The sequence below is a fragment of the Enterococcus sp. AZ179 genome (assembly GCF_050498885.1).
GTDB lineage: Bacteria > Bacillota > Bacilli > Lactobacillales > Enterococcaceae > Enterococcus_D > Enterococcus_D entomosocium.
Genome location: NZ_JBMHEO010000001.1, coordinates 2,996,557 through 3,021,463 on the forward strand (window position 1 = coordinate 2,996,557; position 24,907 = coordinate 3,021,463).

Sequence of the window (24,907 nt, forward strand, 5' to 3'; positions counted from 1 at the left end):
AGTGTACGCGATTGTCAGAAATTCGTCTAATAATTTTTCTCGCGCATTACCCAATTGGACTCGCTATTTCGCAATTGGCCCACTGCCTAGTGCACCGAATAAAAACAAATCGATCGCTTCTGGCATTTTGTCTTCTTTTCCCGGTGAGTCCAAGTGAGCCGCCATCAGCACTAACAACTGACTGGTGACAAATTCTGGATCGACATCCGAACGAAGATTGGAATCACTGCGACGGAACAAGTCAAGAAACGGTTCTTTGTAATTTTTCCGCCAAAGCAAGTACAGTTTTTTTGAAGTGTCCTCAGAAACGGTATGCTGAATGTCGTGCATCATCATATAAAAATTGATGCGATGCCGACTTCTTAAAAAAAGAAACATGTTTAAGATTTTTTCAGAGATCGTCAAGGAAGTATCTTCAACAGTCTGATTTAGTTTTCCAGAAACCTCTTGTGCCAAAGAGACCATCACTTCATAATAGATGGCTTCTTTGCCTTTGAAGTGATAATAAAGATTGGGTTGGGTGATGCCGACGGCTTCTGCGATCTGTCTAGTAGAAGTTGCTTGATACCCCTGCTGCATAAACAGGTTTTCTGCGACTCGTAATATTTTTTCTCGCAAGTTCAAAGTCAGCCCTCCCAACGTTCCTGACGAAGCATTTTTTTCGCGGTAAACAAAAGTTGGATTTTCCGTTGTTTCGGTACCGCTGTTTTTTCAGCAAATACTTGATAGTTGTTTTTGCGGATCACAGTCAAGATTTCCCGATAGATCAAAGCAGCTGCTAATAGAGCTTCACGGCAATCTTCATCGATTTGCGGCATCATGACAAAAGATTCCTGATAAAGCGTCTCAGCAAGTTGCGCTTCGTGTTCCCACATCTCGATAAACTGCTGGTTTTGATTGCCAGCTGCTAATGCCTCTCGCGAAAGGTTGAATTGCGCCAAGACCGTTTGTGGCAAATAGATGCGGCCCATTCGCAGATCCTCGCCAATATCACGTAAAATATTGGTGCGTTGCATCGCTTCACCTAATTTTATGGCGGGCTCTTGAATCGCAGCGGCTGTTTGTGAGAGAATCGGCAAGAGCATCAGACCCACACTGCCGGCTACGTAGTAACTATAGTCGGAAAGCTCTTTTTCAGAGGTGGGCTGCTGGAAGTCAAGGTCTTGTTTTTGTCCCACCAATAGATCGAAAAAGGGTTGAAACTGTAGGTCAAACTGTTGGAAAGAAAGGGTCAATGCCCGCCAAATGGCTTCATCAGGATCTTCTTCCTTGATGGCTTGCGGCAAGTCGATCGCATCGCCGGTTAATAGTTCTTGTATTTCTTCCAAGCGTTTTTTCATGGCTTCGATCAACAATGGGTCATGCTTTTCATCGACGGCATCATCGGCACGTCGGCAAAAGGCGTAGACGGCATAGACGGCGCGTGCTTTGTCTTTTGGCAATTGAGAAAAGGCGGTATGAAAGTTTTTCGAATGCTTTTTTATGATGGCCTCACAGTATAAAAAATCGTTGTCGTATTCATCAAAGACGCTTAATGATTTAACGGTCATCTTTTAACAACTCCTCCACAGCTAACTTGGCACTTTGCATCACGATTGGCACACCCGCTCCCGGATGCGTACTGCTGCCGCAGAAGTATAGGCCTTCTGCATAATCAAATTTATTATGGGGACGATAGTAATTGCTTTGCGCCAAGGTTGGTTTCAAGCCAAATGTCGCACCGTTGTAGGCATTGAACCGATCATTGAACGTATCTGGCGTATACATTTTTTCATACACGATGTGTTCATCGATATCCGTAAAGATCGTTTTTTCTTTTAATAATCCAATGATCTGCTGGCGGTAGCTTTGAATCGTTTCATCCGTCCATTGATCAAATTTAGATAATTCAGGTACTGGGACTAAAACATAAAGACCTTCTTGACCATCAGGTGCTAAGGAAGCATCTTTCAGGGTTGGACGATACAAGTAGAAGGATGGATCTTCTGGCAGCTTGCCAGCCTCGAAAAGATCGTCTACATTGCGTTTGAAATCATTGGCAAAATAAATGCTATGGAGTGCGCTATCTTCATATTTTTTGTCCAGTCCTAAATAAAGCAAGAAACAAGAACAAGAGTAATCCATCGAAGCGATTTTTTGATTGGTGTATTTGCCGCGTTTTGATTCATCAGGAATCAAGCTTTCCATAGCATAAGGAAAATCAGCCGCACAAATCACGGCATCTGCGGTGATCGTTTCTCCATTGACACGAACGCCTTTGGTTTGCTTGTTTTCGATCAATAATTCATCGATTGGGGTATTGTAATGGATCGTTCCGCCTAATTCTTGGAACAAACGTGCCATACCAGTGGCTAATGTATACATGCCGCCTTTGATGAAATAGACCCCATACATCAACTCGATCATAGGGATGATGGTATAAAGGGACGGCCCTTGGTAAGGGGAGACACCGATATACAAGGTTTGAAACGCTAATGATTTTCGCAGGCGATCATCTTTGACAAATTTAGAAATGGAAGAGTAGGCGTCACTAAACGTTCGCAGCTTTAACCCTGCCCATAATGATTTGGGATTGTAAAAGTCTCGCCATGTCCGAAACGACTTGGTGATGAAGGACTCTTTGGCGATCACATAGCGTTTGTAAATATCTGCTAAAAAGGCAAAATAGCCTTGAGCATCTTCTTCCGAGATCGCTTCTAGCGTTTTGGTCAATTCTACTAAGTCGTTTGAGAAGGTCAGCGGTTCGTCTTGAGCAAAATACAGCTGCAGCATCGGATCGACTTTCTCCATAGGAATATAGTCATTCGGATCAACGCCAGCAAATTCAAACACTTCACGATAAATTTCAGGCATCATCACGATGGTGGGTCCCACATCAAAGGTAAAGCCGTTTTCCTTGATCTGATTCATTTTGCCCCCAGGTTGACCTTCTTTTTCGTAGAGGGTGACGTCATAGCCAAGTTTTTGCAAACGGACAGCAGCAGCTAATCCTGACACGCCCGCACCGACAACAATAATTTTTTTCATGCTTGCTCCTTCTGCGAATCACTTGATTCGGCTTCTTTTTTCGTGTGTTCTTTTTCTTCTAAAACGCCATCCTTCATGACGAGGACCCGATCACAATAATCTGTCAAACGGGTATCATGGGTCACCATAATGGTAGCTTTTTGTTTTTCTTTGGTTTCTTTTGCTAAGATTTTGACGACTTCGACGGCTTTTTTTGAATCAAGACTCGCCGTTGGTTCATCTGCCAAAATGATGGTGGGATCATGATAGAGCGCTCGGGCAATAGCCACACGCTGCCTTTCACCACCAGATAGTTCATCGGGGTATTTGTTCTGCAGCTTTTCAATCCCTAGTTGTTCAAACAATTCAGTAGCTGATTGCTCTTGGGGTTCTTTGCTGACCTTATCCACCAATTGAAGTTGCTTTTTGACCGTCAAAAAAGGGACAAGGTTGGAAGCTTGTAAAATAAAGCCAATCTTTTTGAAACGAGTTTTTGCCCGTTGCTTTTCTTTTTGTTTACTAAAAGGTTCGTCATTGATAAATACTTCGCCTTCAGAGGGAGCTTGTAGACCACCGGCAATCGTCAGAAAGGTACTTTTCCCAGAGCCGGAAGGACCGATGATGGCGACAAATTCGCCTTTTTCTACCGAAAAGTTGGTTTCTTTCAAGGCTTCAATCGTCGCGTCCCCATCTTTAAATGATTTTTTGACTTGTTTGAATTCAATGGCACTCATGTTTTTTCCTCCTATCCGATTGCTTTCAATGGGTCGATTTTTACAATCGTTCGCACCGAGAAGAAAGCACCTAGCATCGCGATCAGAATCATCATTACACTGATACTAGCAAAGAATAATAGATTGATTTGGAATGGCACTGCCGCAGGTAACACGAGGGCGGTACCGATCGTTGCCAACCCACCGATCAAAACACCCGAGGTGGCCAACAAGAACGTTTGGGCGATCACCGAAAAAGCAATGTAGCGGCTAGAGATCCCTTGGGCTTTCATGACACCGAAAATTTCTGATTTTTGCATCGTTAGTACATAGATAAAAATACCGATAACGATGGCAGCGATCACGATCAAGAACCCGATCATAAAGCCAAAGGTCAGCACTTGTGCGTTGTAACCAGGCAATTCATTAATAAATTTGCTGATATCCGTAGCGACTAGATCATCTGGCACTTCTTTGATTTTGCCACGAGTTACGATCGCGTTGATACGGGCATTTTCTGAATCATCTTCTTTTTCAAAACGAATTTCTTGATAGGCACCGATCGAGGTGTAGAGGACCGGAGCAACACTGAAGCGGGCGTTATCTGTAAAACCGACGATTTTCAATTTTTTGTCACTGCCGGCTAATTTGATGGTGTCACCAATGGAAATCCCGTATTCTTCCTCAATGCTGCTGTCTGCGACCGCTTCATCATCTGACGCAAACATCTCGCCATCGATAATATTTGGTGCTAGAAATTGATCTGGATCAATGCCGAAAAAGGTGACATCGACTTTTTCACCGTTGTCTTCTTTAGTCACTACCCCAGCGGTTTGCGCCAAAACAGCTTTTTCTGGTGCATCGACTTCGTCATAAAGACTGCGAGGAAGCATCGACATGTTTAAATTATCATTTGCTTCTTCAGTCAACAAAATTTGATCTGCCTCCCATTTGTCGACCGCCATCCGATTATCTTGAGCCAACCCATACGCTAAGCCAGTTAAAAAAAAGACCAGATAGGCGATTAAAAACATGACCCCTGTGACTAGGGCGTAACGCAATTTGGAATGGCGTATTTCATTGATTGCCAAAAACATAACGATTCCTCCTATTATTTTATCACTTGATAAAATAAAAATACCATTTTTTTTATTTTCAGCAAACTATCTTGCTTACAAAGAGTAAATTCGGTGAAAAAAGGAAGGTTATTTAGAAGGGCGTCTGTTGATTGAAGAAAACCAGTTGCTGCCCCCTGATTTCAATAGGAGCGTTGGAGCAGCGAAGGAGCGGGGGATTTTAGTGAAAAAAGAACTAGGATAACAGTAAAAGCCCTCTGATTCAGCGCACGCAAACACTTGGCGTATTTTGAAATCAGAGGGTTTCTATTTAAAGTCTGGTGCTGGATCAAAGTGTCAATCGTCAGTTTCTTTGCTTGTAGCGATAACTAACGGCACGATTTTTTCAAAGGTGTGGCGGAAGCTTTCAGGTTGTGCTAATTTTTGATAAATGATCGCCAAACCGTCTTGGTTTTTGCGATAATCCAACCAAACCTTCAGCTCACTTTGAGGACCATATTTCTTTGAAATGTACTGATACGCTTCTTGGTGCAATTGTTCTAGATCTGTGAGTTGCTTTTTCTCATAAGCAAAAAGCAAGGTTCGCTTGAGGATTCGCTCAAAATCTAAGTCACGATCGGCTTCGGAAATAATTTTGCCATAAAGCGAGCGAGGCTCATAAGGCAGCGAAGCACGATGGTCTTCTACTGCTTCGCCGATCATTGAAATGACTGGAGGAGAGAAAAAGTGTGGCAACACAGCATCTTGTTCAACGATCTTGCGGGAATTGCTTTCGTGGTTTTTGCGGCCATAGAGCAAGCCGATATCATGGTAGGCAGCTACCGTATAGACGATATTCAGGTCAACAGGCAATGTTTCAGCAATCTCAAAACTATTTTGGATCACTTGGTGGACGTGCGCTGGGGAGTGACTGCTATCCAATTGGTTGTATTGTGGGATGATGGAGCTTTCAATATAGTGCTTTAGTTGTGGATCAATCTTCATTTGTCTGGTTCTCCTGCCTTTCTTATGCTAGATGAGGGGGAATTGAGCCAGTGCCAAACCGATCACTCGTTTCTAGACCTAGCGGCTGACGACAAAAGCCAAAGGGCTGTCCATCAATGGTGATTTGCTGCTTGAGCCACGGAAGGTAACTGATGGTATCTGTTGGATCGCCGGCAGCTGCTTGTTCCATTTTCTGCCATTCATCCGACGTAGAAATCGTTGCAGCACCTTTGAGTAACCCTTGCCAAATCACCTGGATCTCCTCGGGACAAAGGTTTCCTGCCATTGATGACAGCCCGTTAAACCCTAGTGCGACCTTTTCCGCCAAGTCCGCTTCACCACCAGCATAAAAACGAAAATCGGCAGCCGTCTTTGTTTTTAGTTGAGGCACTCGCTCCTTACTGCCAGCTTCTTTTGAGCCGATCACCCGAGGGTCAGCGATCAAGGTCAAGAGACTTTCTGCAGATAAATCAAAGCCCGTGCGGCGGGGATTGTTGTATAAAATAACTGGTTTTTCGCAAGTATGGATCAATCCCTGAGCATAGAGGACGGCTTCCTTTTGGGTCAGGCAAAGATAAGGGGGAAAGCCTAAAACCACACCATCGATTCGGGGATTTTTGCTGATTGCTTCTGCCAACGCGAGCGTTTCATGAAATACAATGCCAGCTAAACCGAAGAGGACTTCGAAATCGGCTGCCCAGCTGGTTTCTTGCGCTAAGGCATGTAGAAGCTGTTTTTTTTCTGTTAAGGTCAATGAATGCTGTTCACCGGTGGAGCCGCACACCAAAACCGATTTGATCCCTTGCTTTTGCAGTTGCAAGATATGAGCGATCGTCCTTTTCGTGTCAAGTCTTTCTGCATGATCAAATGCTGTTGGGACGGCAACATGCAGTGAGTGATTCAATGAAGTCATCCGATTCATCCTTTCTTGTGATACGTTTAGCCAGCGATGTTCTTCTTGCTTCTGGTGCAAGCCAAGGAAGACGAAATAACTGATTATCCACTAAGTGTAGCAAACTTCTCGTTTCAGCAAAAGGCTTAGCAAAATATTTTTAAAACGGTGGTTGCGTTTTCAAATAAAGCATGGTATTATGCAAGTAATAAAACAGGCATGTGACTGGTAATGCAGGCAGGACCTATAAAAAACATGGAAGGGATCGTTGGATTCCGTTCAATGTTTTTGTAGGTGCTGCCTGCTTTTTTCTTTGTTTGGCCAACAAAGGAAAACTAATTAAAGGAGAAGAAAATTATGAATGTAAAAGAAACGGCAACTGCCATCGTTGAGTTGATTGGCGGAAAAGAAAATATCGCACATTTGGAACATTGCTCCACACGCTTGCGCTTTACCTTAAAAGATAATAGCCTCGTACAAAAAGATGCCTTGGAAAAAGTCGATGGCGTGATTGGGGTGCGACAAAATGTCCAATGCCAAGTCATCATCGGCAATGATGTCGTCGAAGTGTATGATGAGGTTATGAACGTGTTAGGTCATGAGCTAACAGCGGATGGAGGAAGTGATGGCAAACAAAAACAATCGTGGGGTGCGGTCCTGCTTGATTTTATTATCTCGATTTTTCAACCGTTGATTCCAGCGGTCGCTGGTGGGGGCGTCTTGAAATCCTTACTGCTCCTTGCTTCTGTCACTGGATTGATGGACAATACCAGCCAAACGTATCAAATTTTGAATCTGATCGGTGGCGCACCATTGTATTTCTTACCGATTTTAGTGGCGATCACCACGGCAAATAAATTAAAGGTCAACCAATTGGTGGCGGTTTCCGCTGTCGGTGCCTTGATTTTGCCTGAACTAACAACACTATTGACAGATGGCGCAGCTTTCATGGGCTTCGGTTTACAAAATATCGCTTATGCGTCACAAGTATTTCCAGCCATTTTAACGGTTTTATTTTACGCTCAAATTGAAAAACTGTTTACCCGAATCTCACCAAAACCGATCCGTATCTTCTTTGTTCCAATGATGAGCTTAGTTATTACGGTTCCAGTTGCTTTATTGATTTTAGGCCCATTAGGCTTTGAAGTCGGAACGATTTTCTCAGCAGCGATTATTTGGCTGTATGCCCATTTAGGTTGGGTGGCAACGGGGATCTTAGCCGCTGTTTTACCATTGATGGTGGTTACCGGTATGCACAAAGCTATGATTCCTTATGCTGTTTCGTCCATGAGTGAGATGGGGGCAGAGCTGTTATACTTACCTGCCTCATTGGCACATAACATCGCAGAAGCCGGTGCTTGTTTTGCGGTGAGTGTTCGGACCAAAGACCAAAAACTTCGTTCAACCGCTGTTTCTGCAGGCATCTCCGCCCTTTTTGGCATCACCGAGCCTGCTTTGTATGGGGTGACGATCCTGCACAAACGAGTGCTTTACGGCGTGATGGCTTCCAGCCTAGTTGGTGGTGCAGTGGCTGGGTTATTTGCCATCAAGGCCTTCGCATTAGTTGGTCCCGGTCTAGCAAGTATCACTATGTTCGTCGATGAAGCCAACCCGATGAATCTTGTGTGGGCATTAGTCACGTTAGGGGTATCCTTTGCTGTTTCCTTCGTCCTTGTCCTTTTCTTATTCAAAGAAAAAACAGTGGAAAATAAGACGACAGTTGCCGATCCGAAAGCCGAAGTATTGAGTAAACCAGTAGAAGGCCAAGTGGTAGCCCTATCTAAAGTCAACGATGAAGTCTTTTCAAGCGGTATGATTGGAGAAGGTTTCGGGATTATCCCGACGTCTGGCGAATTGATCGCACCGGAAGATGGCGAAATCACGATGTTGTTTGAAACCAACCATGCGATCGGGTTAAAAACTCGTAATGGCGCAGAATTGCTCTTTCATATCGGCTTGGATACCGTTCAATTAGAAGGCAAACACTTTACCCCTTACGTGAAAGCGGGGGATCAAGTGAAACAAGGGCAACCCCTGATTCAATTTGATCTAGATGCCATCAAAGCAGCTGGGTTTGATCCAATCGTGATCTGTGTTGTCACCAATCAAGAAAACTTTACGGTCAAACCGATCGAATCAACCGATGAGCGCAACGAACAAGGCGTTCTATCGATTGCACCGATCGTCTAAACCAATGAGCAATGCAACCAAAACAATGTAAAAGGGGATTGAAAAAATGACTGAAACAACTTTTCCAAAGGACTTCTTATGGGGTGGCGCTATCGCCGCAAATCAAGTAGAAGGGGGATGGAATCTTGGCGGCAAAGGCTTGTCGGTAGCGGATGTGGCTACTTACAAACCTCATGTCGACGTGAAAAACTTTGCAGCACATATGAGTGTGACTGTTGAAGCCGTCAAAGAAGCAATGGCGGATTCAACGGATACCATCTATCCAAAACGCCGAGGGATCGACTTCTATCATCGCTATCCAGAAGATTTGGCTTTATTTGCGGAGATAGGTTTTAAAGTATTGCGTTTATCGATTGCATGGACCCGATTGTTCCCAACTGGGGAAGAAACGACACCCAATCCAGAAGGGATCGCTTTTTACCGCAATGTCTTCCAAGAAATGCAGCGTTTGGGAATCAAACCGATCGTAACGTTGTCTCACTATGAGATGCCGTTAGCGCTGAGCTTGAAGTACAATGGCTGGGTGGAACGTAAAGTGATCGATGACTTTGTCCGTTTTGCGACCGTCTGCTTTGAAGAATTTGGGGAGTATGTGGAGTATTGGCTGACCTTTAACGAAATCGACAGTATCCATCGTCATCCCTTTACAACAGCAGGTCTCATTCCTGAGCAATCAGAAGCTGGTAAGGAAGAGCAAGACGTATATCAAGCCCTCCATCACCAATTTGTGGCCAGCTCATTAGTGACAAAAATCGCCCATGAAATAAATCCCGACAACAAAGTCGGCTGTATGATCACGAAGTTGATGACGTATCCATTGACTTGTGACCCATTGGATGTTGAATTAACTTTAAAGAAAAACTTGGAAAATGATTTTTATGCGGACGTTCAAGTCAAAGGTGCTTATCCGCGAATGATTGAAAAAGATCTCGAAAAACGGGGCATCAAGATTGAAATGGCACCAGAAGACCGCCAAATCTTAAAAGATCACACCGTTGATTTTCTTTCTTTCAGTTATTATATGTCTATGGCTGAATCAGGCGACCCACATGCGGAACGGACACCGGGCAATACGGTTTTAGGGGTAAAAAATCCCAAGCTGCCGTCAACTGAATGGGGCTGGCAGATCGATCCTAAAGGCTTGAAAATCTCCTTGCTTTCATTGTATGATCGGTATCAAGTGCCATTGATGATCGTTGAAAATGGTATGGGTGCCGTGGATGTCCTTGAAGACGGTCAAGTGCATGATCCGTATCGGGTCGATTATTTCAAGGCACACTTCAAACAAATGAAGGAAGCCATCGATGAAGGAGTCGATTTGATTGGTTATACTTCATGGGCACCGATCGATCTGGTCAGTGCGGGGACGTCACAAGTGACGAAACGCTACGGCTTCATTTATGTGGATGCCGATGATGAAGGAAACGGCAGTTATGACCGTTTGAAAAAAGATTCCTTCGATTGGTACAAAGAAGTGATCGCTACCAATGGCGCAAGTTTGGCAGAATAAACAGTGAGGAGCGAGAGTGCATGATTTACATCAAGAAAGTCTTAAATTCAAGTGTCGTACTTGTTGATAAGGAAGGCCAGGAAATGATTGCACTTGGGAAGGGGATCGGCTATGGAAAGAAAGTCGGCGACAGCATAGCCGATACCCAGATCGATCAAGTTTTTCTGCCAATCGATGAAAAAAAATCGGGTCAGTTTGCCGATTTGGTGGATGAGATTCCGTTGTACTATTTTGAAATGACCAAAGAAATCGTTCAGCTGGCGCAAAAAATGCTGCCCTATCCGCTAAATTCAACGATTTACCTTACCTTATCGGATCACTTGCACTTTGCTGTGGAACGTCAGCAAAAAGGCTTGAGTGTGACGAATCGACTCTATTGGGAAATCAAGAATTACTATACGGAGGAATTTCGAGCCGCCGAACAGGCACTACGCTTGTTGAAAGAGAAGTATCAAATTGATCTGCCGGAAGAAGAAGCCTCCAATATCGCGTTTCATTTGATCAATGCCCAGTCGAACACCGAGGAAAATCAAGATGGGTTGAAAAAAGCCAAATTGATCGGGTTGATCGTCAATATGGTACGCTACTCGATCCAGCAAGACGTCAACACCAATTCGATCCATTATAATCGCTTTATCACCCACGTGCGTTTCTTCGTTGACCGGTTCTTTTTGGATGGTCTGCTGCAAGAAGAAGACGAAGGACTATACCGTCAAATGTGGGCTCTTTATCCAAATGCTATGGAGATCGCGACAAAAGTCAAAGCCTATATCGATAAAGAATATCAAACGAAGATCCCTGTCAATGAAATCGTCTATCTAGGCGTTCATATCAATCGGTTGATGAACCATTCAGCGATCAATTCCTAAGCGTCCTCATTTTTAACAAACACAAACAAGCCGTTTCCCTTTGCTGGAAGAAACGGCTTGTTTGTATTTAGTAGGCTTGCTTGTCAGGAATCACGCCTCGAACGCCGCCTTTTGGTTCCTCCACGTCGCCTTGGTAGCGTGGGATCAAATGACAATGGCAATGAAAGACCGTCTGTCCGGCAGCCTCCCCGCAATTGAAGCCGATGTTGAAGCCGTCTGGTCGATAGGTTTCCAACAAATAGGCTTTGCCTTCCTGCAACAAAGCCTGCAAGTCTTGTAATTCCTCTTGGGTGAGGGCAAAATAATCCCTTCGATGTTCTTTGGGGATCAATAGCAGGTGTCCAGGGGTGACGGGAAACTTATCAAAGATCGCATAAAAGCGTTCGTTTTCAATGATCGCATGTTTTGAGGCAGTACAAAAAATACAAGTCAAAATCTTCCGCTCCTTTTTCTCAGCTAGATAGCGTATCGATACTTATCTTTAGTGTACCAAAAGCTGATTCGAAATGAAACGCACGACAAAAAGCATGTCATTATGAGTCATTTGCGAGTAAAATGAAAAAAAGTTTGCTGATTCGCTTGACTTAGAGTGCACTTCAACCTGTATGCTTAGTGTAACTTAAAAAACAGGAGGACGAGCAAATGAACTATGTAAAATTTGGCAATACGGGACTTGATGTGTCACCATTATGTTTAGGGACAATGGGATTTGGCGATCCCAATAGTGGCTTTCATGAGTGGGTGTTAGAAGAAGCAGATAGTCGCGAAGTCATCAAAAAAGCCTTGGATCTAGGCATCAACTTTTTTGATACGGCAAATGTCTATTCTTATGGAGCGAGCGAAGAAATCGTCGGTCGAGCATTGAATGATTTTGCTCCGCGGGATGAGATCGTGGTTGCCACAAAACTGTATTCAAAAATGAAGCAACGGCCAAACAGTGGAGGGCTGTCTCGAAAAGCGATCTTTTATCAAGTCGAACAAAGCTTAAAACGCCTACAAATGGACTACATTGATTTGTATATCATCCATCGTTGGGATTACCACACGCCAATTGAAGAAACCATGAAGGCCTTACATGATTTGGTGGTTTCTGGAAAAGTGCGCTATATTGGTGCATCCGCGATGTACGCTTGGCAATTTGCCAAAGCACAAGCAGTTGCAGAGAAAAATGGCTGGACCAAATTTGTTTCGATGCAAAATCACTTAAACTTGCTTTATCGAGAAGAAGAGCGAGAAATGATGCCCTTGTGTGCCGATCAAAAAATTGCCGTGACGCCATATAGTCCTTTGGCTGCTGGACGTTTAACAAGAGATTGGGGTGCAGAGACCAAACGGTACTTAACGGATAAAACCGCCAATCAAAAGTACGACAAAACGATGGAACAAGACCGGGAGATCGTGGCACGAGTCGCAAAGATCGCTGACAATCACCAAAGCAAACGGTCGCAAATCGCCTTGGCTTGGTTATTGCAAAAAGAACAAGTGGTCGCACCAATTATTGGCGCAACAAAAGAAAGCCACTTATTGGATGCTTTACCTGCCCTTGATCTAAAGCTGACTGCCGAAGAGATTGCTTATTTGGAAGAGCCTTACTTGCCTCATGCAGTGGTAGGAGCGGAATAACGAGTAACAAAAGGGCTTCTGGCTCGTAGCATGTAAAACGATCTAGGAAAAAATGCAAAACAAGGAAGTGAAGTCATGAATATCAAAAAAGTCAGTGAACTGAGCGGTGTCTCAGCTGATACCATCCGTTACTATGAAAAAATTGGGCTGATTCCGCCGGTCAAACGCAATAAAAACGGTGTTCGTGAATTTGATGATGACGACTTAAAATGGATCACCTTTACTAGGCAAATGCGTAATGCTGGACTATCGATTGACGGGTTGAGTCATTACCTGGCTTTATTTGAAGAAGGGCGAGGGACGGTTCCTGAGCGCAAGCAGCTCTTAGCAGAACAAATTGCGGTACTCAGGGAGAAAATCTCAGATATGACGGAAGCTGTTGAACGTTTAGAATACAAACTAGAACATTACGACGAGCATGTTCTGCCGACAGAAGAACGATTGCGTCAACGAAAAGCCAATTTGGTCACTAAGTCTTAATGACTGAATTCTCTACTATGGAAATTGAAACGTTCTGCTCAATGGAATCCAATAGAAAGGAAGCTTATGAAACGACTTGCGATTTTAGGTGCTGCTGGAACGATTGGGCAGCTGACACGCCAAACACTTTTAGAAAGAACCAATTTCTCCCTAGTACTCTATGCCCGCCAGGCAACGGAGCGTTTGCAACAGATTGATGCTGCGCGTGAGACGATCATTGATGGTGACTTTCTCGATTTAGGGCGACTCGTTCGGGCATTGCAAGGTTGCCAGTCGGTTTTTTTGACGGATATCCATGATCCGCGGGCAACGCTGCGGGTGGTCGAGGCGATGAAATTAGCAGAGGTCAGCCAATTGATCAGTGTCGCACCAGAAAGAAACCTTTGTCATCCAGAGGCATTAAAGCAATTGGTGTCCGCAACTGATCTTTCCCTTTCCCCGAAAAAGCATCAGCTGTTATTGCAGCAAAAAAATCGCTTGATGTCCTATCAATTGATTAAAGGATCAGAATTGTCGGTTTACTTTGTTCATTTGCCGTCAGAGAAGAAACGTATGGCGAATAGAAGAGCATGGCGGGAATCTGTTGTAGAAGAAATCCTTTCCGCTTGTGATTGCTGTGCAGCTTAACAGCAATCTTAAAGGAATGAAAAAATAGCAGAATACTTTCTTGAAGGTCAGAATCAATTTTTTCATGTTTTCATGAAAAAATTGGTTCTTTCTTTTACGATTTTTTTGATAGAATAGACAGAAGCTTTTATACATAAAAATAGTTGCCAGATCGAAAGGAGAACGTTGATGGAAACACTTATCAAAAAAAATCTTGCTTTATTGCTTGGGGTGCTATGGATCTGCATCGCATTAAACTTCTTCCTTTTACCTCACAGCATTGCTTCTGCCGGTGTCGGGTCGATTGGCTACCTCATCGAAACTGGCTGGTCGATCAATCGCCATATCGTTGTCTGGGGTATAAATTTATTGATGCTGGCCCTTGCGTTTTTACTTTTGAAACGAGAGGTCTTTGTCAATACGGTTATCGGTAGTTTGGCATTTCCCGTTCTTCTAGCACTTTTACCAGAAATTATGCTGCTGCGCTTTTATTCCATCTCATTGATTTTAGGTAGTTTCTTCTTTAGCTTCGGCATCTTTTCGCTCTACAAAATTGGTGCGTCTAATGGCGGCGTGACGATTCCGCCACTAATTTTGGAAAAATACTATGGCATTCGCAGATCTAGTGGGGTTTTCTTGACCAATTTGATCATCATCTTATTGAACCTTCTGATCTTTTCTTGGCAAGAAGCACTTATTTCTGCCTTTTCAATCTACTTGATTGCCTTCTTCATGCGGCTCTTCATGAGAATCGAACAAAAAATGCAGGCCAAGAAATCTGTGAAAGTCCAAGGAACAGCAAAATAGAGTAACATTTCAGAAGCAAAACATCGGTGCAAAAAATCTGCACCGATGTTTTTTAATATTTTCTTTTTCTTAGAACAGCTATGGAACCAGTCAAACAAGCGATGATCAAAAAGCAAGTTAACAACAGTGCTGGCAGCAGTTCCCCTAGTTTGATTTGGTCGGTTAAGTAGTTAGGAAATTGGCTGGAAAGGGAATATGGATTCCAGTTTGTTACTTGACTCCATAGGTTGCCTAACATGCCCATCAGATAACAGACGCCAATAAACAACAAACCTTGATAGATACTTTTAGTAAAGCTGGAACCTAGCAGCAGGATGCTGATTGCTAGTAAACCGAAAAGCCAATAGCTGACCAAAGCGCTAGGGACTTGAGCAGCGCTGGAATCATCGAAATAAATCATCGTATAAAAAGCACTGACACTGGCACTTATAAGGTAACTCAAAGACCAAAGAATCATTAAATAGCAAGCTTTTGCTATGACGATCGTGGTTTTTGGTAAGCCTCTGGTGATCAGCTGAATAAAGGTACCCTGATTTATTTCGGCTGAGAGCGTATCGGTAAAAAGAATCACAAATATTAGCAGGCCAATCGTGCCGATGTTGCTGTAAAACTGAAGCCACGCATCGATCGATGTCGGATCAGCAATCGTGATTTCAATCGATTCCGGCATCATACTGGCCATCAGATCTGGCATAATTTTGGCAGTAAAGGGAGAAAGCATACCAATCAGGGCAAACAGGATCAAGCAAATCAGTAGTTTTTTGCTACGAAGACCGCCGAGAAACTCTTTCTTTAAGAAAACAAGAAACGCATTCATTTGATCACCTCCAAATAAATCGACTCTAACGATGGTTCGATTCTTTGAAAGGATTCTGGGACAATGTGTTGTTCGTTCAGCAATTGTAGCAACTGTGAACCGATATTGGTTCCAGTTTGTTCATCGATCAGTAATTGATTGTTCTTTCTTTTCGCCGAAATACCGTGGATTGCTAACACTTTGGCAAATTTTAAATGGTCACCTTCGTCGGTAAAGACAATCCCAAAGACGGTTTTTCGATAACGGTTTTTTAAGGAATCCATCGTTTCGAACGCACGGATCTGACCTTTGTGCAAAATCGCAATATAATCTGACAGCTGTTCGACATCTGCGAGAATATGAGAGGAAAAAAGCACTGTCGTTTCTTCTTTGATTTTTTCCAATACATCAAGAAATGCTTTGCGTCCTAGAGGGTCTAGTGCGGATGTTGGTTCATCACAAATCAAGATGGCGGGGCGGTTGATCAGAGCTTGGGCTAACCCGAGACGTTGCTTCATGCCGCGAGAAAAGCCAGCGATTTTTTGTTTCGAAGCTTCCAGGCCTACCAACTCTAAGACTTCCATCACTCGCTGAGGCTGAAAAGATTCTTTATTTGGCTGAATTTTTCCGCAGAAAGTCAAATATTCTACAGCTGTCATAAAAGAGTAAAACTGCGGCACATCTGGCAAATAGCCGATCCAGCGATTGGTCTTGGTTGAGCCAAATTGTACTGGTTCGCCACAGACAGTGATTTCGCCTTCATCAATAGGGAGTAACCCTAAAATCGCTTTCATAGTGGTTGTTTTGCCAGCGCCGTTTTCCCCTACAAATCCCACGACACTCCCTTTGGGGACCGAAAAGGATAGGTCTTGTAGCACTTGTTTGTGCCCAAAACGTTTGGATAAGTGATTGATCTCGATCATCTTCATTGTTGATCCCCTTTTCCAAAAGCAAAATAAAGGATAGGACCGATCAGGCTAACAAAACAGGCGATGAAGAGCCAAAGAATACGAGAGCCGAACTTAAATTGTTCTTGTTTTAAAATATCTCGAACTGCCAAAACGATCAAGATCAATTGCAAAAGAATCAGAGGGATCAGTATGGGCAAATAATCAGATATATTTTCTGGTACGTTTAGTGAAAAACTATTCATGTGAGTCACTCCTTTGCGAATTAGATACTTGTTCAGCCAGATTGCTCAAGCGCTGAAACAACTCTTTAAATGGGGGTTTTTCTTGATACGGTTCAAACAAGGGTGTCAGCTGTGCTATTGCAAGAAATTGTTTTTTGACACTACCTGAGTTACGCGGGATCTGACTCCCTAATTCTAATTCACTGATCCACTCATCGATGCTGTTGAAATAATCATCTCCTTTCAAAACGATTTCCTCTGGAGTAGCTTCTAATGTTTTGACATACAGCGTTAATGCTTGTAACAATAAGCTTTCTTTTCCTAAAGCAGCAAACGAAACCATCCCAGCGGCTAGAAAATTCAGTAAAGAGAGGGGATGCAATTCGGCCAGTTGGAAGCTCTCGCTGAGTGCCAGTCCACGTGCATAGGTTTTTTCCAGTTGCTCCTCGTCTTGTGTGAGCATTGCTAAATAATTCGTTAGCAAACTCATAAAAATAATTAAGTACTGGTAAATCGCACTTTGCGTAACGATCTCAGCTTGTTGCAACTGATTTTTTTGCTGAAATGCTGCGGCAATCAACGGTTCGCTAGGTAAAAAAGAGAGAGTTTTCGTGCCAAGGATCGCCAAGACTTCTTCTGGCTTGTTTCTCATCAGAAGACAATAAGCATCGATCTGTTTCGCTTGTTGTGCCAACTCACTGTCTCCTTGGTCCATGATCCGTTGGTACAGGGTTTCTGCTTCCTTCAAATAGGTATTTTTCTTTGCTTCCATCAAAGCGTCTTCGTAAGTTTGCCCTTTCGGGACGCCTTCTACGGGGACATCCGGCAACAGATCCCAATGATTCAAGTAAAAGGACCCCATTTGTAATAAGAATGGATAACAAGAGTAATACCGTTTGGTAAAACTTTGAGCAAGAGCGAGAACTTCCGTTGGTGTTTTTGTTTGGAAGGCGTCTTTTAATAATTGATAGATTCGCTGGATCTCTTTAGGTGATAGCTGCGAATCTAAAATCAACAATTCATCGACGCTGCAATCAAAATACGCCGCTAATAAGGGCAGTGAAGTGATATCTGGATACGTCTGTCCCGTTTCCCATTTTGAAACGGATGCTTTTGACACGTTCATAAATGCTGCTAATTCTTGCTGCGTAACGCCTCTGTGTTTTCTTCTCCGGGCGATTTCCTCGCCAATTGGTAAGTCCATAGTACACCTCCGATAGGTTTGTTTGATATACTTCTATCATAAGAGGAGAAGGGATAACTTACAATGGATTACTAGTTAACTTTTGGTTGATTTGATTAACCATAGGTTGATTATTAACGTAGGTGCCCCCATCTCTGGCAAAGAGATGATCTAGAAGGAGAGGCAGAATGATGAAAATTGTAGCAGCGATTGATTCCTTCAAAGGAAGCGCCACTTCCGCAGAATTAAATCAAGCGGTCTTAAGCGGGTTTTCAGACCAGTGGGAAAAATGTAGTATTCCCATCGCTGATGGGGGAGAAGGCTCAATGGCAGCAGTCTTTGCTGCGTTTGGAGGCAATTACGAAACGGTTCCAGTGACCGACCCATTAGGTGGTAAGTTGCAAGCCCGTATGTTGGTCACAAAAATCAATGAAGAAAAAATCGCTTTGATTGAATCTGCGGAAGTGATCGGATTGCAACTCGTGGAACCTAGTGACGAGACCACCCGCAATAGCTCTTCTTTTGGTTTAGGCCAAATGGTCTTAGCAGCTTGCAGACAAGGAGTGAAAAAGATTTACCTGACCCTTGGCGGTAGCGGCACTTCTGATGGGGGCGTAGGCTTTTTACTTGCGTTAGGAGCAACCATTCAAAGAAACGAGCGAATGGAAAACAATCCTTTGCTGCAGGCAGAATCTCTGGAGCTCAGCCAGTTGAACCCTCTGCTTGCACAAATTGACCTGTTTGCTTTAGCCGATGTAACAAATCCTTATTCAGGTGAACAAGGATTTGCGTCAGTTTTTGGTTCACAGAAAGGGGCAACCAAAGAAACGATCCAGCAGTTGGATCAACAAGCAAAGCGTTTGGCTGAACACATCAAGCGGACCACGGGGATCGATTTGGAAGTCCCTGGTTCTGGTGCAGCTGGGGGCCTTGGTGGTGCGGTTTATTTGGCAGGTGGTCAGTTGGTTCCGGGATTTTCGACGATTGCTTCCTTGATTGGATTTGAGGAAAAAATCAAAGGAGCAGACTTATTGATCACCGGTGAAGGTCGTATCGATGGCCAAACAGCTAGGGGGAAAGTACCCTATGGTGTCGCTTTGCTCGCTCAAAAACGCCAACTCCCAATTGTTGCAATCTGTGGCTCCCGAACCGAACGTCTCGGCGAACTGTCGCAATTGCTTCCAACAGTCTTCAGTATCCAACAAGGACCAGTTTCCTTGGCAGAAGCGATGGAAAAAAAGCGAACCTTGATTAATGCTCAACAGACTGCTCAAGCCATCGCGGGCTTTGTGGAGCAGTGGCAAAAAAAGACCGGATCAGTTCCTTCAGAAGGCACTGATTTTCCAACCAAATAAGAAGCAAACACCAAAAAACTTCGTAGGGAAGGCAATCGCCAGTACGAAGTTTTTTGGTGTTGCGCCTTTTTTAAGCCAAGGTGGCTTGTGCTTCAATTTCCACTTTAAATTCAGGGGCAACCAAGCCGGCAACGATGACGAGACTCATGGCTGGTTTGTTTTCTGCTAAAATAGTTATAAACGCCGTACGGACAGCAGCTAAGTATGCAGCATCCGTTAAAAAGACGGTCATTTTAACCACTGATGACCAAGACAGTTGATTGGCTGATAAATGCTCTTCGATTTTCTTCAAAACGATGGTTGTTTGCTCTTGCGGGTCCTCAGGTGTGGCTCCGTCTTGTGACGGCGTTTGACCAGAAATGAAAAGAAAAGGTCCTTGAGCGATTTTTGTATCGGTATAGATTGCCATTTATTTGGCTCCTTTCTTCTATCTTACCTTTGGATGATGGGGACAGATAGCAATTGATTGGGTGTGTCTTAGTTTACTTGATTACACCTGCAAAAACAATCAACAAACGTTTTCTGTTGGTTTTGTGAAACCACGGGACGAAGCCGCCCTTCCCCTTTAATAAAAACACTCATTTTTTTCAGGCTCCACTGAAATTATCGCCAGAATTTTATGGTTTTAATGTCTTATACTATGTTCAGATCAAATAAATAAACAAGGAGGAAAAAAATATGAATTGGTACAAAAACACAACAGAAGAACTATTACATACGTTGCAAACAACACGGCAGGGCCTTTCCTCCGAAGAACGCAACCAGCGTTTAGCAAAGCAAGGTGAAAATAAAATTACTGAGGCTGCGCAGATCCCTACATGGAAGAAAGTCGGCAAGCATTTTACAGACTTACTGATGTTGGTCTTAATCGTCGCAGCCGTCTTAAAAGGGGTTTCGGGTGATTATATCGAAAGCGGCATTATTATGGCGGTCGTCGTCATCAATGGATTAGTCGGCTACTGGCAAGAGCGTAAAGCCCAAGAGTCACTGGATGGGTTGAAGCAATTCATGGGGCAAGAAGCAACAATTTATGTTCATGGCCGCAAGAAGAAAATTGCTGTTTCTTCCTTAGTAAACGGAGATTTAGTCGTTTTAGGACCAGGAGATGTCGTACCAGCAGATATGCGCTTGATCGAAACCCATGATCTTGTGATTGAAGAGTCTATCTTAACCGGCGAATCTGAGCCAGTTCAAAAAAAGACCGAACCCATTACTCAAGAAAGTACGATTGGTGACCAGCGGAACATGGCGTTTTCTGGTACCCATGTAGAAAGCGGAACTGCCAGCGGGATCGTCGTTGAAACAGGAGACGATACACAAATCGGCCAGATCAATCAAGCAATTCAGTCTGTGAAAGCGCAAGAAACCCCGTTGATCAAAAAAATGAAGCAATTGAATCACCAAATCTTTAAAGGCATTATCGGATTAGTGATTTTCTTGATCTTCTTTACTACCTTCCGCTACGGCTTTGATCTTGATCTCTTGTTCTCATCAGGTATCGCATTAGTTGTAGCAATGATTCCTGAGGGCTTGCCAGCCGTGCTGACCATGATTTTATCGATGGGTGTCAAGGAAATGTCTGAGGAGCAAGCAATCATCAAAACGATGCCATCAGTGGAGACACTAGGTGCCATGACGGTGATTTGTTCAGACAAAACAGGAACCTTGACCAAAAATGAAATGACGGTCGTCGATGTCTTAGTTGAGTCAAACGTGGATAAAGCAACGGTGCTTGATATCATGGCAAATTGTCAAGATTTGAAGCAAGACGAAGGACAAAAGGCGGCTGAACTCGTTGGAAACCCAACCGAAAAAGCCTTGTTACAATACGCAGAATTAGCGCAGCAACCCTTGCGTAAAACAGTCGATAAAATTCCTTTTAGTTCCTCTTACAAGTACATGGCAACACGCCATCAAAATCAAGAAGAGCCGAATGACTCGGTAGTGTTTGTCAAAGGTGCGCCCGAAGTGTTGCTTGAGAAAAGCCAACTGACTTCAGATCAAAAGCAATGGTGGTTTGATGAAAGTGCAAAATTAGCAGCGAAAGGGCAGCGACTGATCGGCTTTGCGCATCTGACGCTGTCGGCACAGGAGTCCTTGTCCCACGAAGCACTCATCAATTTAACCTTTGTTGGGATCGCTGGCATCATTGATCCTCCGAAAGACAGTGCCATCAAAGCAGTAAAAGAGTGCTTGCAAGCGGGCATCCAAGTCAAAATGATCACAGGAGATCATGGCAAGACCGCTCAAGCTATCGGCAAGCAAATTGGATTGAAGCACACGAATCACGTGTTGGAAGGGCTGGAAATCGATCTGCTGTCTGAGGAGGAGTTGCAGCAAGCAGTCCAAAAGACAGATATCTTTGCTCGAACGACCCCAGAGCATAAATTACGGATCGTTAGTGCTTTGCAGGCGAATGAAGAGATTGTCGGAATGACCGGCGATGGTGTAAACGATGCACCAGCTCTGAAAAAAGCCGACATTGGGATCGCTATGGGGATCAAAGGCAGTGAAGTAACGAAGCAAGCAGCCGATATGGTTTTGGCAGACGATAATTTTCATACGATCGCCAATGCCGTCCGAGTGGGTCGACGGATCTACGATAATTTGAAGAAAACCATCAACTTCTTCTTACCAACGGCTGTTGCACAAGGATTGATCGTTATTGCGGCACTCTTGTTGAACCGACCACTGCCACTGACACCTGTACAAATTTTATGGGTAAATATGGTGACAACCATCACGCTTTCTTACGCACTCGGTTTTGAAAAGGCAAGTGCGGATGTCATGAATCGACCACCACGGCCAATCAAAGAAGGTATCTTATCTTGGTACAGTCTGTTCCGCATCTTCTATGTCTCGCTGTTAATCATGATTCCTTCCTACGTCTTAGCGATTCAGTTTGAAGGAACGGTCCTTCAACAAAGCATGCTACTGCAAAGTATCGTCTTTGCTCAAGCAGTCTACTTACTGAACTGTCGTGAGCTGGTAAAGCCGGCGTTGAATCGCCAACTCTTTGCCAATAAAGCACTCTTAGTCTCCCTGGCACTACTGATTGTATTGCAGGCAGCGATTTTCCTAACACCTATCGGACACCAGCTTTTAGGGATCGGTTCTTTGACGCTGATGCAGCAGTTGAGTATTGCAGCCAACGGGGCACTTCTTTTCACAGTCGTCGAAGGTGAGAAATTTATTACAAACAAGCTGCAAGGACGTCAAAAAGCTGCCCCAGTGAAACAATAAAGGCAGCTTGATGATTCTAGTGATAACTTAAATAATAGGTTTGAATGAGCTCAGTCACTTGATTGAGCTCATTTTTGGTCGGTACCATCGATAAATAAAAGACTGGGACAGGGGCATCATCTAATGGGAAGTTTGACAAAACAAAATCAACGTCGGTTGCCGATAGCCCTTCTAGTTGACCTGGTTCGATCGCCGATAGCAGAATACGTGCTCCGAGAAAGTCATTCAATTCTTGCATAAGGTAAGCTTTCCATGCTGGCTCCCCTTGAAAGATAAAGTATCCCTTTGCCCGGATAGGGTTGATTTGTAAAATAGCCTGTTGGATCAACAAGGTGGTGGTTGACCATAAAGGAAAACTCGTTTCCCTTTGACTGTTTGTCTGTTCTTCTAAAAAGTCATGGATCGTTGCTTCTATCGGTAGCGAATAGGGCTGATTCAAGCGCTGGATCTCGTGAAATTCTAACCCAAACCATTCTGAGAGTTTGGCAGACTCTTGCGTTTTGATCAAGAGCAGCAACAGATTCTCAATCAGCTGCGTCCCGCTAGCGAGAGGTAGCTGCAACGAGCGGGCTAATTGTTCGACAAAATGGGTCGTTTTATCGTGAATGGTTTGATACGTTTCAAGAGTCGCTTGAATCGTTTGGGACCAATCGTTATTGTAGTTCCAGCTTTCTAAAAAACAGTAGAAGCTAAAGAAGTGTTCGCTGCATTCTAAATATACGCCTTCTTTTTGGTAGAGATAACTTAATGGCTGTTGGAAAAGACCGTAGAGGGGATCATCCCCATTAAATTCGAAGGAATCCATGCGGCAATTGGCCTTGATACGGATTGTATTGATAAAAAACCAGCAAGTACCGAAGATTTGTTCTACGTCGATTTGGAGTTTATCTTTGCCCAGACGCTGTAAAAAATGTTGATAGTGGGACTCATGAATTGTATATTCCTCAAAAAAGTAATTGTTATGGGTATAAGGCAGTAAAAGTCGATGGAAAAAGACCCGAATATTGATCTCACTTCCTTCAAAGCGGATCACGCGATTTGTGATGCGAATCCGTAAGGAAAAATCCGTCAAACTTTTATTTAATTTTGTAATATGCCGCCGCAAAGTTTCATAGGAAGTTCCCGCTTGGCCAAGAATTTCTTGCGTGCTAAGTTCGCTGGAAAAAAGCAATGCTTTCATTAAAGAAACACCGATTGATTGAGGGAAAAACGTTTCCCATAGCTGACTCATCAACAATGGCCCATCATGGGTCAAAGCAAAGCCATTACTGGCGGCTTCAATCTGCCAACCTTCGGGTAATTGTTGACGAATATAGGTTATATCAGAAAAAACCGTTCGTTCCGTCGTATCGATCAATTTTGCTAGTTGCTTGGCAGTGATCATTTTGTGATTCGCCAGTTGTTCCAAGAGAAGGATCTGACGTAATAAATCCTTCTCGGTAATGATTTTTTTCATCATCCCATCCATGACAAAAACTTCCTTTCTGAGTCTTTCGTGTTCTTTTTGATTTTATACGAAAAAGGCAAGTTTTGCTATTTCCAATTCACCGAATGATGTTTTTCTATTAAAAAAGATGGAATGGGTATCCTTCTGAGTAACTGTCTAAAGGAATGAGGTTTTTTATGTGTTTTAACGGTTAGAGGTCTATCATATGTTCGTATTTCTTCATTCGCAAATACAAAGAATAACTTTCTTTCGATAATTTTATTTTTGAGGAAAAAAGACTCTTTTTGCGAGAGGCGTAGAGTTTTCGATGGAGAGCAGAGTCGATGATCCATTCAATTTCTGCTTGTTCTTCCTCTGATAAATCGGCATTTTTCTCATTGGATTGAATGAGAGAGTAAGTAAATTCTAAGCAGCTCATTTTATAAATAAAGGTGGAGAAATATAATTTGTCTATGTGCATTTAATCACCCTTTCTTATATCCGGTTCAATCATATAGAATAATATTTTGAATAACAATTCTGTTTTTTCATGATGTCATGAAAATTTTGGGTAAATGTCGATTTTTTGGTAAAAGATAGCGAATATTTCGTAGCTTGATCTTCACGTAAGGGTTATAAAAAAACAAATATTATTTAAATGGATCAGCAACTATAATTAAGTAATCTGAAAGAAGTGAAGGGCATTTTTGGCCTAAAGAGTGTGTCGTCATTTTGGTTAAGACAAACCGTTGCAGGATGTTTTCTTGTTTTGTCAAAAGGAGCCAAAAAAATAAAATTCGCTTTTTCCTGTTGACAGATCAACAAAAGCCGCGTAATATAGCTACCAATAACTCATTAAGACTAAACAAAAGAGAAGTATGAGGACGTTCGTCTTGCAGAGAGCTGATGGTGGTGCAAATCAGCAGATTGACGCTTCAGAAATGGACTTTTGTGTCGAAAGGCTGAAATCAGTAGGCTTTTTCCGGGAACTCCCGTTACAGAGAACGATCGTTGAT

The 24,907-nt window shown here is 43.3% G+C and carries 23 protein-coding genes and 1 other annotated feature (1 of these 24 cut by a window edge); of the genes, 9 read left to right on the forward strand and 14 right to left on the reverse strand.

The genetic code is table 11. The annotated features are described in order from the left end of the window. Window positions 1–63 precede the first annotated feature (63 nt). The 7 genes from IGI88_RS14010 to IGI88_RS14040 all read right to left on the reverse strand — a co-directional run bounded on the left by IGI88_RS14010 (window position 64) and on the right by IGI88_RS14040 (window position 6,692). Window positions 64–624, reverse strand: coding sequence for a TetR/AcrR family transcriptional regulator (locus IGI88_RS14010; protein ID WP_008378578.1), 561 nt, complete (start codon window positions 622–624; stop codon window positions 64–66). 2 nt (window positions 625–626) lie between these two features. Continuing rightward, entirely contained in the window at window positions 627–1,550 is a 924-nt protein-coding gene (locus IGI88_RS14015; RefSeq protein ID WP_008378577.1) for a phytoene/squalene synthase family protein, read from the reverse strand. Continuing rightward, entirely contained in the window at window positions 1,540–3,027 is a 1,488-nt protein-coding gene (locus tag IGI88_RS14020) for a phytoene desaturase family protein (protein WP_005235239.1), read from the reverse strand. The genes IGI88_RS14015 and IGI88_RS14020 overlap by 11 nt, the downstream gene beginning before the upstream one ends. Beyond that, window positions 3,024–3,740, reverse strand: coding sequence for an ABC transporter ATP-binding protein (locus tag IGI88_RS14025; protein ID WP_005235241.1), 717 nt, complete (start codon window positions 3,738–3,740; stop codon window positions 3,024–3,026). Before IGI88_RS14025 ends, IGI88_RS14020 begins: the two co-directional genes overlap by 4 nt. 11 nt (window positions 3,741–3,751) lie before the next feature. Next, window positions 3,752–4,816, reverse strand: a complete 1,065-nt coding sequence (locus tag IGI88_RS14030) for an ABC transporter permease (protein ID WP_016613416.1) — start codon at window positions 4,814–4,816, stop codon at window positions 3,752–3,754. A gap of 315 nt (window positions 4,817–5,131) precedes the next feature. Continuing rightward, a complete protein-coding gene (locus tag IGI88_RS14035) occupies window positions 5,132–5,779 on the reverse strand; it encodes an HD domain-containing protein (RefSeq protein WP_005235250.1) in 648 nt (215 codons plus the stop codon). A 22-nt stretch (window positions 5,780–5,801) separates the two neighbouring features. Beyond that, on the reverse strand, window positions 5,802–6,692 hold the full coding sequence (locus IGI88_RS14040; RefSeq protein ID WP_008378574.1) for a dihydrodipicolinate synthase family protein: 891 nt from the start codon (window positions 6,690–6,692) through the stop codon (window positions 5,802–5,804). 336 nt (window positions 6,693–7,028) lie between these two features. Between IGI88_RS14040 and IGI88_RS14045 the strand changes: the two genes are divergently transcribed. Genes IGI88_RS14045 through IGI88_RS14055 form a run of 3 tightly spaced genes read left to right on the forward strand, consistent with a single transcriptional unit; the run spans window position 7,029 to window position 11,240 of the window. Beyond that, window positions 7,029–8,861, forward strand: coding sequence for a beta-glucoside-specific PTS transporter subunit IIABC (locus IGI88_RS14045; RefSeq protein ID WP_429960682.1), 1,833 nt, complete (start codon window positions 7,029–7,031; stop codon window positions 8,859–8,861). A gap of 46 nt (window positions 8,862–8,907) precedes the next feature. Beyond that, window positions 8,908–10,371 carry a glycoside hydrolase family 1 protein gene (locus IGI88_RS14050; protein WP_005235257.1) on the forward strand — a complete coding sequence of 488 codons (1,464 nt, stop codon included), beginning with the start codon at window positions 8,908–8,910 and terminating at the stop codon, window positions 10,369–10,371. A 20-nt stretch (window positions 10,372–10,391) separates the two neighbouring features. Further along, window positions 10,392–11,240 carry a PRD domain-containing protein gene (locus IGI88_RS14055; protein ID WP_005235258.1) on the forward strand — a complete coding sequence of 283 codons (849 nt, stop codon included), beginning with the start codon at window positions 10,392–10,394 and terminating at the stop codon, window positions 11,238–11,240. 67 nt (window positions 11,241–11,307) lie between these two features. On the opposite strand, the gene IGI88_RS14060 is transcribed toward IGI88_RS14055, so the two are convergent. After that, window positions 11,308–11,709, reverse strand: a complete 402-nt coding sequence (locus IGI88_RS14060) for an HIT family protein (protein ID WP_254905026.1) — start codon at window positions 11,707–11,709, stop codon at window positions 11,308–11,310. 173 nt (window positions 11,710–11,882) lie between these two features. Between IGI88_RS14060 and IGI88_RS14065 the strand changes: the two genes are divergently transcribed. The 4 genes from IGI88_RS14065 to IGI88_RS14080 all read left to right on the forward strand — a co-directional run bounded on the left by IGI88_RS14065 (window position 11,883) and on the right by IGI88_RS14080 (window position 14,756). Next, complete coding sequence (locus IGI88_RS14065) at window positions 11,883–12,863, forward strand: aldo/keto reductase (protein ID WP_005235260.1); 981 nt, start codon at window positions 11,883–11,885, stop codon at window positions 12,861–12,863. A 75-nt stretch (window positions 12,864–12,938) separates the two neighbouring features. After that, complete coding sequence (locus tag IGI88_RS14070; protein ID WP_005235261.1) at window positions 12,939–13,343, forward strand: MerR family transcriptional regulator; 405 nt, start codon at window positions 12,939–12,941, stop codon at window positions 13,341–13,343. A gap of 66 nt (window positions 13,344–13,409) precedes the next feature. Further along, a complete protein-coding gene (locus IGI88_RS14075; RefSeq protein ID WP_244731927.1) occupies window positions 13,410–13,970 on the forward strand; it encodes an NAD(P)H-binding protein in 561 nt (186 codons plus the stop codon). A gap of 168 nt (window positions 13,971–14,138) precedes the next feature. After that, window positions 14,139–14,756, forward strand: a complete 618-nt coding sequence (locus IGI88_RS14080; protein WP_008378566.1) for a YitT family protein — start codon at window positions 14,139–14,141, stop codon at window positions 14,754–14,756. Between the two features lie 52 nt (window positions 14,757–14,808). On the opposite strand, the gene IGI88_RS14085 is transcribed toward IGI88_RS14080, so the two are convergent. Genes IGI88_RS14085 through IGI88_RS14100 form a run of 4 tightly spaced genes read right to left on the reverse strand, consistent with a single transcriptional unit; the run spans window position 14,809 to window position 17,888 of the window. Beyond that, on the reverse strand, window positions 14,809–15,573 hold the full coding sequence (locus tag IGI88_RS14085) for an ABC transporter permease (protein ID WP_429960683.1): 765 nt from the start codon (window positions 15,571–15,573) through the stop codon (window positions 14,809–14,811). Continuing rightward, complete coding sequence (locus IGI88_RS14090) at window positions 15,570–16,481, reverse strand: ABC transporter ATP-binding protein (RefSeq protein ID WP_008378547.1); 912 nt, start codon at window positions 16,479–16,481, stop codon at window positions 15,570–15,572. Before IGI88_RS14090 ends, IGI88_RS14085 begins: the two co-directional genes overlap by 4 nt. After that, complete coding sequence (locus IGI88_RS14095; protein ID WP_005235274.1) at window positions 16,478–16,705, reverse strand: PLD nuclease N-terminal domain-containing protein; 228 nt, start codon at window positions 16,703–16,705, stop codon at window positions 16,478–16,480. Before IGI88_RS14095 ends, IGI88_RS14090 begins: the two co-directional genes overlap by 4 nt. Next, window positions 16,698–17,888, reverse strand: coding sequence for a helix-turn-helix domain-containing protein (locus tag IGI88_RS14100; RefSeq protein WP_061054280.1), 1,191 nt, complete (start codon window positions 17,886–17,888; stop codon window positions 16,698–16,700). The genes IGI88_RS14095 and IGI88_RS14100 overlap by 8 nt, the downstream gene beginning before the upstream one ends. Before the next feature lie 167 nt (window positions 17,889–18,055). Between IGI88_RS14100 and IGI88_RS14105 the strand changes: the two genes are divergently transcribed. Next, window positions 18,056–19,222, forward strand: coding sequence for a glycerate kinase family protein (locus tag IGI88_RS14105; RefSeq protein ID WP_429960684.1), 1,167 nt, complete (start codon window positions 18,056–18,058; stop codon window positions 19,220–19,222). Between the two features lie 70 nt (window positions 19,223–19,292). Here IGI88_RS14105 and IGI88_RS14110 read toward each other — a convergent pair whose 3' ends face one another. After that, window positions 19,293–19,631, reverse strand: a complete 339-nt coding sequence (locus IGI88_RS14110; RefSeq protein WP_429960685.1) for a RidA family protein — start codon at window positions 19,629–19,631, stop codon at window positions 19,293–19,295. Between the two features lie 269 nt (window positions 19,632–19,900). On the opposite strand from IGI88_RS14110, the gene IGI88_RS14115 reads away from it, so the two are divergent. Beyond that, window positions 19,901–22,465 carry an HAD-IC family P-type ATPase gene (locus IGI88_RS14115; RefSeq protein WP_429960687.1) on the forward strand — a complete coding sequence of 855 codons (2,565 nt, stop codon included), beginning with the start codon at window positions 19,901–19,903 and terminating at the stop codon, window positions 22,463–22,465. Between the two features lie 16 nt (window positions 22,466–22,481). Here IGI88_RS14115 and IGI88_RS14120 read toward each other — a convergent pair whose 3' ends face one another. Then, window positions 22,482–23,933 carry a helix-turn-helix domain-containing protein gene (locus tag IGI88_RS14120; protein WP_005235280.1) on the reverse strand — a complete coding sequence of 484 codons (1,452 nt, stop codon included), beginning with the start codon at window positions 23,931–23,933 and terminating at the stop codon, window positions 22,482–22,484. Window positions 23,934–24,745: 812 nt separating this feature from the next. Continuing rightward, window positions 24,746–24,907: a binding site (T-box leader), on the forward strand (it continues 51 nt past the right edge of the window).

What these genes read in the sequence shown, in the direction of transcription:
- IGI88_RS14015 (WP_008378577.1), bottom strand. Translation starts at nt 1,550, where the DNA reads ATGACCGTTAAATCATTAAGCGTCTTTGATGAATACGACAACGATTTT.
- IGI88_RS14020 (WP_005235239.1), bottom strand. Translation starts at nt 3,027, where the DNA reads ATGAAAAAAATTATTGTTGTCGGTGCGGGCGTGTCAGGATTAGCTGCT.
- IGI88_RS14025 (WP_005235241.1), bottom strand. Translation starts at nt 3,740, where the DNA reads ATGAGTGCCATTGAATTCAAACAAGTCAAAAAATCATTTAAAGATGGG.
- IGI88_RS14030 (WP_016613416.1), bottom strand. Translation starts at nt 4,816, where the DNA reads ATGTTTTTGGCAATCAATGAAATACGCCATTCCAAATTGCGTTACGCC.
- IGI88_RS14035 (WP_005235250.1), bottom strand. Translation starts at nt 5,779, where the DNA reads ATGAAGATTGATCCACAACTAAAGCACTATATTGAAAGCTCCATCATC.
- IGI88_RS14040 (WP_008378574.1), bottom strand. Translation starts at nt 6,692, where the DNA reads ATGACTTCATTGAATCACTCACTGCATGTTGCCGTCCCAACAGCATTT.
- IGI88_RS14045 (WP_429960682.1), top strand. Translation starts at nt 7,029, where the DNA reads ATGAATGTAAAAGAAACGGCAACTGCCATCGTTGAGTTGATTGGCGGA.
- IGI88_RS14050 (WP_005235257.1), top strand. Translation starts at nt 8,908, where the DNA reads ATGACTGAAACAACTTTTCCAAAGGACTTCTTATGGGGTGGCGCTATC.
- IGI88_RS14055 (WP_005235258.1), top strand. Translation starts at nt 10,392, where the DNA reads ATGATTTACATCAAGAAAGTCTTAAATTCAAGTGTCGTACTTGTTGAT.
- IGI88_RS14065 (WP_005235260.1), top strand. Translation starts at nt 11,883, where the DNA reads ATGAACTATGTAAAATTTGGCAATACGGGACTTGATGTGTCACCATTA.
- IGI88_RS14070 (WP_005235261.1), top strand. Translation starts at nt 12,939, where the DNA reads ATGAATATCAAAAAAGTCAGTGAACTGAGCGGTGTCTCAGCTGATACC.
- IGI88_RS14075 (WP_244731927.1), top strand. Translation starts at nt 13,410, where the DNA reads ATGAAACGACTTGCGATTTTAGGTGCTGCTGGAACGATTGGGCAGCTG.
- IGI88_RS14080 (WP_008378566.1), top strand. Translation starts at nt 14,139, where the DNA reads ATGGAAACACTTATCAAAAAAAATCTTGCTTTATTGCTTGGGGTGCTA.
- IGI88_RS14085 (WP_429960683.1), bottom strand. Translation starts at nt 15,573, where the DNA reads ATGAATGCGTTTCTTGTTTTCTTAAAGAAAGAGTTTCTCGGCGGTCTT.
- IGI88_RS14090 (WP_008378547.1), bottom strand. Translation starts at nt 16,481, where the DNA reads ATGAAGATGATCGAGATCAATCACTTATCCAAACGTTTTGGGCACAAA.
- IGI88_RS14095 (WP_005235274.1), bottom strand. Translation starts at nt 16,705, where the DNA reads ATGAATAGTTTTTCACTAAACGTACCAGAAAATATATCTGATTATTTG.
- IGI88_RS14100 (WP_061054280.1), bottom strand. Translation starts at nt 17,888, where the DNA reads ATGGACTTACCAATTGGCGAGGAAATCGCCCGGAGAAGAAAACACAGA.
- IGI88_RS14105 (WP_429960684.1), top strand. Translation starts at nt 18,056, where the DNA reads ATGATGAAAATTGTAGCAGCGATTGATTCCTTCAAAGGAAGCGCCACT.
- IGI88_RS14110 (WP_429960685.1), bottom strand. Translation starts at nt 19,631, where the DNA reads ATGGCAATCTATACCGATACAAAAATCGCTCAAGGACCTTTTCTTTTC.
- IGI88_RS14115 (WP_429960687.1), top strand. Translation starts at nt 19,901, where the DNA reads ATGAATTGGTACAAAAACACAACAGAAGAACTATTACATACGTTGCAA.
- IGI88_RS14120 (WP_005235280.1), bottom strand. Translation starts at nt 23,933, where the DNA reads ATGGATGGGATGATGAAAAAAATCATTACCGAGAAGGATTTATTACGT.